Here is a 6,636-nt window from a genome sequence, read left to right as displayed (position 1 = left end):
TCGAGAAAGGCCTCGTCGGCGACCACCGCGGCGATCTCGTCGCCGAAGCCGCCGGTGCGAAGGTCCTCGTGGACGATCAGGCCGCGGCGGGTGCGGAGGACGGATTCGAGCACCAGCTCGCGGTCCCACGGCATCAGCGTCCTGAGATCGATCACGTCCGCGGAAACGTCCTTCGCCGCCGCCTCGCAACGCGGCACCATCGCGCCCCAGGCGACGATCGTGATCGCATCGCCCTCGCGCGTCTTCTTCGCGCGGCCGAAGGGCAGGACATAATCGTCTCCCGGCCAGGGCCGCCGTGCCCAGACATCGTCCAGCATCGCGCGATGCTCGAAGAAGACGGTCGGATCATTGCCCCTGAGCGCCGAGCGCAGCAGGCCGACCGCATCCTCGGCATTGCTCGGGGCCGCGACCAGCCAGCCGGGATTGTGGACGAACTGCACCTCGTTGGTCTGGCTGTGCCAGGGATCGCCGCATTTGAAGAAGCCGACCGGCATGCGCAGCACCATCGGCGCCGCGAAACGGTTGTTGGTGCGCCAGCGCATCGTCCCGCAATCGTTGATCTGCTCGAGCGCGGGCTCGGCATATTTGCGGAACTGGATTTCGGGCACGGGGAGCAGACCGGCGAGCGCCATCCCGACCGCGCGGCCGACGATCCCCTCCTCGCTTAAGGACGTGTCGAAGACGCGCTCGATGCCGAACTTCTCCTGGAGGCCGAGCGTCACCGCGTGGACGCCGCCCTTGGGGCCGATATCCTCGCCAAAGAGGAGCATGCGGTTGTTCGCGGCCAGCTCCTGATCGAGTGTGCGGCGGATCGCGGTGACCATGTTGATCCGCTGCCCCTCGGGCTTCGGCGTCTCGGTCGATTTGGGCGCGCGATAGCCCTTGGTCCATTGCCCGCCGCGCTGCTGCATCTCGCCGTCGTAGAAGACGTGGCGGGTGACGCTGGCCGGCTCGGCGACCCCGCGCGCCTCCGCCTCGGCGAGCGCGGCGGCGACCGCATCCCCGGCCTCGGTCTCGATCCTGTCCCACTCCGCTTCGTCGAGCAGCGCGCCGACCAGATGCGCCTTGAGCTTCGGCAGCGGATCGCGCGCCCATTCGGAGCGCACGAAATCCTCGGACTTGTAGGTCTGCGTGTCCTGCGCGCTGTGCCCTTGCAGGCGCGGCACGGTGAGGCGGAGCAGCGCCGGCCCTTCGCGCCCGCGGACATGGCCGATCGCCTCGTCGAGCAGCCGCGCGGCTTCGACCGGATCGGTGCCGTCGCCGGAGAGGACGTGGAGATTCGAGAAGCTCGCCAGGTTCTTCGCGATGTCGCCGCCCGGCGTCTGGCAGGTCGAGGGAACGGAGATGCCGTATTGATTGTCCTCGACGTAGAACAGCATCGGCAGCTGCTGCGTCGTCGCGATGGTGAGCGCGGACCAGAAGCCGTTGGTCGCCACGCTCGCGTCGCCGCCGAGCACGACCGCGATCGCCCCCTCGTAGGACTCGTCGCCGAGCGACTTGCGATAATATTCGATCGCCTGCGCCCAGCCCGCGGTCGGCGTATATTGCGCGCCGACGCCGCCGCACATCGGCAGCGCCGGGCAGGCGCCCGGGTTCGGATAGTTGAAGACGACGCCGATGTCGCGGCCGTCCGAATAGCCGCCCTCGCGCCCCATGTTCGAACCCAAGGCGTCGGCGAGCGGCACGCCGAGCGACAGCAGGAATGGCCGCGACCGGTAATAGCCGCAGGCGCCGTCATGCTTGTGGGTGAGGCGGCTGCCGAGCATGACCTGCGCCATATCGTGGCCGCGCGCGCTGAACTGGTAGAGCACCTTGCGCGCCGGGACGAGCTCGCTTTCCTCGAGCTTGTCGAGCGCGCGGCTGATCTGGACGAGGTATGCGATCCGCCGCCAGTCGAAGGCGGCATCGGGCGCGGCGGTGCCCGCCTTGCGCGCCTTCGCCGTCGCCTCAGCCATCCATCTTCTCCAGCACCGCCGCGGCGAAGCGGTCGACGTTCTCGTCCGAGAGACCGACGACGTTGAAGCGGCCCGAGCCGGCCATGTAGATGCCCTTCTCGTTGCGCAATTCGAGCACCTGCGCCGGGCTCAGGGGCAGCATCGAGAACATCCCCTTCTGTCCCTCGATATAGGCGAACCGCGGGTCGATCGCGGCGAGGCGGGCGCGGAGCGAACGGATGCGCGCGCCCATAGTCTCGACCTCGGCCCGCCACAGCGCGTTGAGCTCGGGATCGTCGAGGATGATGCGCGCGACCGCGGCGCCGTGATCGGGCGGCATCGACCACATCGTGCGGGCGAGCAGGAGCAGATTGCCGAAGGCGATCTCGGCGCCGCGCGCGCTCGATGCCTTGACGAAAAGCGAGCCGGTGCGCTCGCGATAGCAGCTGAAATTCTTGTCGCAGCTCTGGGCGAGGATCGCCTGTTCGGCCGCCTCGAACACCAGCCGCGCCCCGCCCGCGTCGGCCTCCAGCCCGTCGCCAAAGCCCTGATAAGCGAGGTCGACGAACGGAATCAGCCCGCGCGCCGCGATCAGCTCGGCGACCGCGCGCCACTGGTCCATATCGAGATCGGCGCCGGTCGGGTTGTGGCAGCAGCCGTGGAGCAGGACGAGATCGCCCGTCTCCGCTTCGCCCAGCGCGTCCATCATCCGGTCGAAGCAGATCTCCCGGCTGTCCTTGGCGTAATAGGGATAGGAGACCATCTCGACCCCCGCCGAGGCGATCAAGGGGGCGTGATTGGGCCAGGTTGGCTCGCCGGCGAAGATGCGCGCGAGCGGGTTCGCCTTGGCGACCAGCTCGGCGCCGAGCCGGAGCGCGCCGCAGCCGCCGGGGGTCTGCAGTCCGACGATGCGGTCGTCGCCTGCCGCGGCTTCGCCGAATACGATGCTCTTGATCAATTCGACGAAGCGGACGTCGCCCTGGCTGCCGATATAGGACTTGGTGTCCTGCGTTTCGACCAGGATCTGCTCGGCGATCTTGACGCTCTTCAGGATCGGCGTGTTGCCCGCCGCGTCCCGATAGACGCCGACACCAACGTCGATCTTCTCCGGCCGCGGATCGGCGGCGGCGAGCGCGATCAGGGCGATCAGCGAATCGCCCGGTTGCTCCTCGAGCCGGTCCAGCAGCATCGGCCGTGCGGCCGCCATCGCCCCCTGTTGCATGCGCGCCTCCATGAATGCGTCGATAACCCATGTGCGGCGCAAAAGTTAGGGACAGGTTGGACTACGAAACGACATTTGTGAAACGATCGTTTCATGATATGCGGTATTCATGGAAGATGCATTTCAACTCGATCCCGCCGACCGTCGAATCGTCCGCGCACTGCAGCGCGACGCCGGGATGAGCCAGGCGGCGCTGGCCGAGACGGTCGGCGCCTCGGCGGCGTCGGTCTGGCGGCGGGTGCGCAATCTCGAGCGCGAGGGCGTGCTCGGCCGGGTCGTCCGCCTCGTCGATCCGGCCAAGGTCGGGCGCAGCGTCAACGTGCTCTGCCAGGTCCGCATGACCCGCCAGACCCAGGAAGCGCGCGCCGAGTTCGAGAGCTTCATCGAAGGGCGCGAGGAGATCGTCGAATGCTACGCCATGTCGGGCGAGTGGGATTATCTCCTCCGCATCGCGGTCAGGGACGTCGCCGACTACGACCGCTTCATTCGCCAGGGCGTACTGGCGCATCCGAGCGTTGCGAATGCGGCGAGCAATTTCGCGCTCCGGCAGGTGAAATATACGACGGAGATCCCGGTGTGACAGACCCAAAGCTTCCGGCCGCGTTACACCTTCCGATAGCTAACTGGCCATTCTCGCTCTAAACATTTCGACATGCGGGCGATCCTTGTCCTTGCGGCTCTGAGCTTGGGAATGCCTGCCAGCGCGCAAATTGGTGCGGGGGCGTTGCGAAATCGAATCCAATCGATTGATCCTACGACCGTCAGCCAAGCCGACTGCGATACTAACGTGGATCGTGCAGCAGCCCTTAACGGACCAGACCTGCTCTACGCCGCCGCTGTTTGCGGCGCAGCGAACCGCCCGGTCGAATCGACCTTCCTCCTGAATGCCGGACAAACCCGGTCGACTATCGACATGATACTGATGGTACCCGCGACCAGAGCGGACAGTGACTTAACCGTAGAGCTTTACGGCTTTATCTATGCCTATGCCGGTGGCCCGGGTGACGAAAGCATTTTCCGCGATGCCACTATGCAGACCCGTTTCCTCGAGCTCTTCAATAACTGGTCCCCTGCCTATTCGCCCGAATACAATCCCGGCTGGAGTGTGCGACGGCGGCCCGAAGGGAGGGTCTATCATGCAGCGATAGACGAGGCGAGGGATGGCCGTCGGCAGCAGCTTGCCGAGATTGCTGCCCTCTATTCAGACGATACCTATTACGCACTACATCGCCGCTTTCAGGAACTTCAGGCGCGCAACTCGAGTAGTTATGTCGAAGGGACGCCAGAGGCTGATCTGGCGGATGATTTGACGCGTCAGATGAGTGAGCGCGCAGAGGCTCTGGGAATAGACGCTTTTGGCGGTGCCGAAGGTCGGGGTGAGTTCGAAGAGCCGCGCTTTCCGCCTGCCGTGCCGACATCCGGCGAGGCAATCGTTGCTGAACGCGACGATCCGGTCGTGCAACGCTGTGCCGACATGGCAGAAAGACTGACCATCGCGACCGATGCGGCGGTGAGGCGCGTGCTCGTAACCAGAAGTCAGGAATGGGGCATCATTTGGCGCGGGGACATCGTTGGGGGCGACCAGCCGCCCACTCGTTTCACCTGCACCGCAACAACGTCTTCGTCGCGGCCAATGGACGGACCGGACGAGACCATTCCCGCTTTGCCGCAGTCGACGAGCTCTGGCGAATCCCAGGGAACCCTCCTCTTCCCCATCAATTGAATCGCCCGCGACACGATCGAGAGGCTTATCATGGCGGCGCGTCCATATTGGAAGGGGCAGATCAGGCTGGCTCTGGTCTCGATCCCGGTCGAGATTTTCTCGGCGACCAAATCGGGCGCGACGATCGCGTTCAACCAGATCCACGAGCCGACCGGCAAGCGCATCAAATATGAGAAGGTGGTGCCCGGCGTCGGCCCGGTCGATGCGGACGAGATCGTCAAGGGCTACCAATATTCCAAGGGCCATTACGTCACCTTCGACGAGGAGGAGCTGGAGGCGGTCAAGCTCGAATCGAAGAAGACGCTCGAGCTGACCCAGTTCGTCGAGCCCAAGGAGATCGACCCCCTCTATTATGAGCGGCCCTATTACGTGGTGCCCGCCGACGATCTCGCCGAGGAGGCGTTCATCGTCCTCAGGGAGGCGCTACGCTCGGCCAACAAGGTCGCGCTCGGTCAGCTCGCGATGCGCGGCCGCGAATATATGGTGAGCCTGAAGCCGTGCGGCCGCGGCATCCTGCTGGAAACGATGCGCTACGCCGACGAGGTCAACAAGGCGCAGGGCTATTTCCGCGACATCGGCGACGACAAGCCCGACGAGGAGCTGCTCGAGCTCGCCGAGGCGCTGATCGACAAGAAGACGTCGAAGTTCGATCCCGGCAAGTTCAAGGACCATTATGTCGATGCGCTGAAGGAGCTGATCGAGAAGAAGCGCAAAACCGGCAAGCGTATCGAGGCCGAGGAGGAAGAGCCCGCGCGCGGCGGCGCCAACGTCATCGACCTGATGGCGGCGCTCAAACGCTCGATCGAGAAGCCCGGGGCGAAGGCGGAGGGGCGGAAGGGCTCGGCGAAGAAATCCACGGCGAAGAAGGCGCCCGCCAGGAAGGCCGCGCCGGCGCGGAAGCGGGCGGCCGGTGGCAGCCGCTGACGTCACCCTGATCTTGTTTCAGGGTCCATGCCTGAGCCCTGGCCGCGGCATGGATGCTGAAACGAGTTCACATGACGGGAGGGGTGTGATGCCCAGACGCAAGCCCGATCCGCTCGCCACCTACAGCCGCAAGCGGGATTTCTCGAAGACGAAGGAGCCCGCCGGCAAGGTCGCGGGCAAGCGCGCCAAGCAGCGCATCTTCATGGTCCAGAAGCATGACGCGACCCGGCTGCATTACGATTTCCGGCTCGAGCTGGGGGGCACGCTGAAGAGCTGGGCGGTGACGCGCGGACCCAGCCTCGACCCCGCCGACAAGCGCCTCGCGGTGCGCACCGAGGACCATCCGATGCGCTACGCCACGTTCGAAGGGACGATCCCGAAGGGCGAATATGGCGGCGGTACGGTGATGCTGTGGGACCGGGGCACCTGGGAGCCCGAGCCGGGCAAGGATCCGGCGAAGACGATCGAGGAGGGCCACCTCCACTTCACCCTCCACGGCGAGCGGATGAAGGGCGAATGGGTGATGTTCCGCCTCAAGCCACGTCTGGGCGAAAAAGGCGAGAACTGGATATTGAAGAAGGTCGACGACGAATTTGCCGGCAGCTCGACCGGGCTGACGGATGTGCATCTGACGTCGGTGGAGACCGACAGGACGATGCAGGAGATCGAAAGCGGCGTGAGACCTGTTCCCCGGCGAAGGCCGGGGTCCAGGCGGCGCTTCCGCGCCGTTCCTTGTTTGGGACTGGACCCCGGGCCTCGCCGGGGAGCAGCGTTGACGCCCCATTCGTTCAACAGGCTAGTGCGCCCCGGCGTCACCGAGGTAAGGTGCCGAT

6 protein-coding genes are annotated in these 6,636 nt (G+C 65.6%); 4 read left to right on the top strand and 2 right to left on the bottom strand.

Annotation, left to right across the window (positions count from 1 at the left end; translation table 11 throughout):
- The coding region (locus tag ACT4N8_RS10550) for an alpha-ketoacid dehydrogenase subunit alpha/beta (RefSeq protein WP_444858084.1) at positions 1-1,955 on the bottom strand (1,955 nt) is incomplete at its 3' end.
- Positions 1,948-3,156: an amino acid aminotransferase gene (locus ACT4N8_RS10545; protein ID WP_444858083.1), complete on the bottom strand. Its 1,209-nt coding sequence runs from the start codon at positions 3,154-3,156 to the stop codon at positions 1,948-1,950. The genes ACT4N8_RS10550 and ACT4N8_RS10545, both read right to left, overlap by 8 nt.
- A gap of 109 nt (positions 3,157-3,265) precedes the next feature.
- On the opposite strand from ACT4N8_RS10545, the gene ACT4N8_RS10540 reads away from it, so the two are divergent.
- The 4 genes from ACT4N8_RS10540 to ACT4N8_RS10525 all read left to right on the top strand — a co-directional run.
- The gene (locus ACT4N8_RS10540; RefSeq protein WP_444858082.1) at positions 3,266-3,736 is read left to right on the top strand and encodes an Lrp/AsnC family transcriptional regulator; all 471 of its coding nucleotides are present in this window, start codon (positions 3,266-3,268) and stop codon (positions 3,734-3,736) included.
- Between the two features lie 72 nt (positions 3,737-3,808).
- A complete protein-coding gene (locus tag ACT4N8_RS10535; protein WP_444858081.1) occupies positions 3,809-4,879 on the top strand; it encodes a hypothetical protein in 1,071 nt (356 codons plus the stop codon).
- A 30-nt stretch (positions 4,880-4,909) separates the two neighbouring features.
- Positions 4,910-5,803: a non-homologous end joining protein Ku gene (gene ku, locus ACT4N8_RS10530; RefSeq protein WP_444858080.1), complete on the top strand. Its 894-nt coding sequence runs from the start codon at positions 4,910-4,912 to the stop codon at positions 5,801-5,803.
- 88 nt (positions 5,804-5,891) lie between these two features.
- On the top strand, positions 5,892-6,636 hold a 745-nt coding region (locus ACT4N8_RS10525), incomplete at its 3' end, for a DNA polymerase ligase N-terminal domain-containing protein (protein ID WP_444858079.1).

This window comes from Sphingosinicella sp. (assembly GCF_052387495.1).
GTDB lineage: Bacteria > Pseudomonadota > Alphaproteobacteria > Sphingomonadales > Sphingomonadaceae > Allosphingosinicella.
Note: the sequence above shows the minus strand (reverse complement) of the source record. Positions and strands in the feature narration are given on the sequence as shown.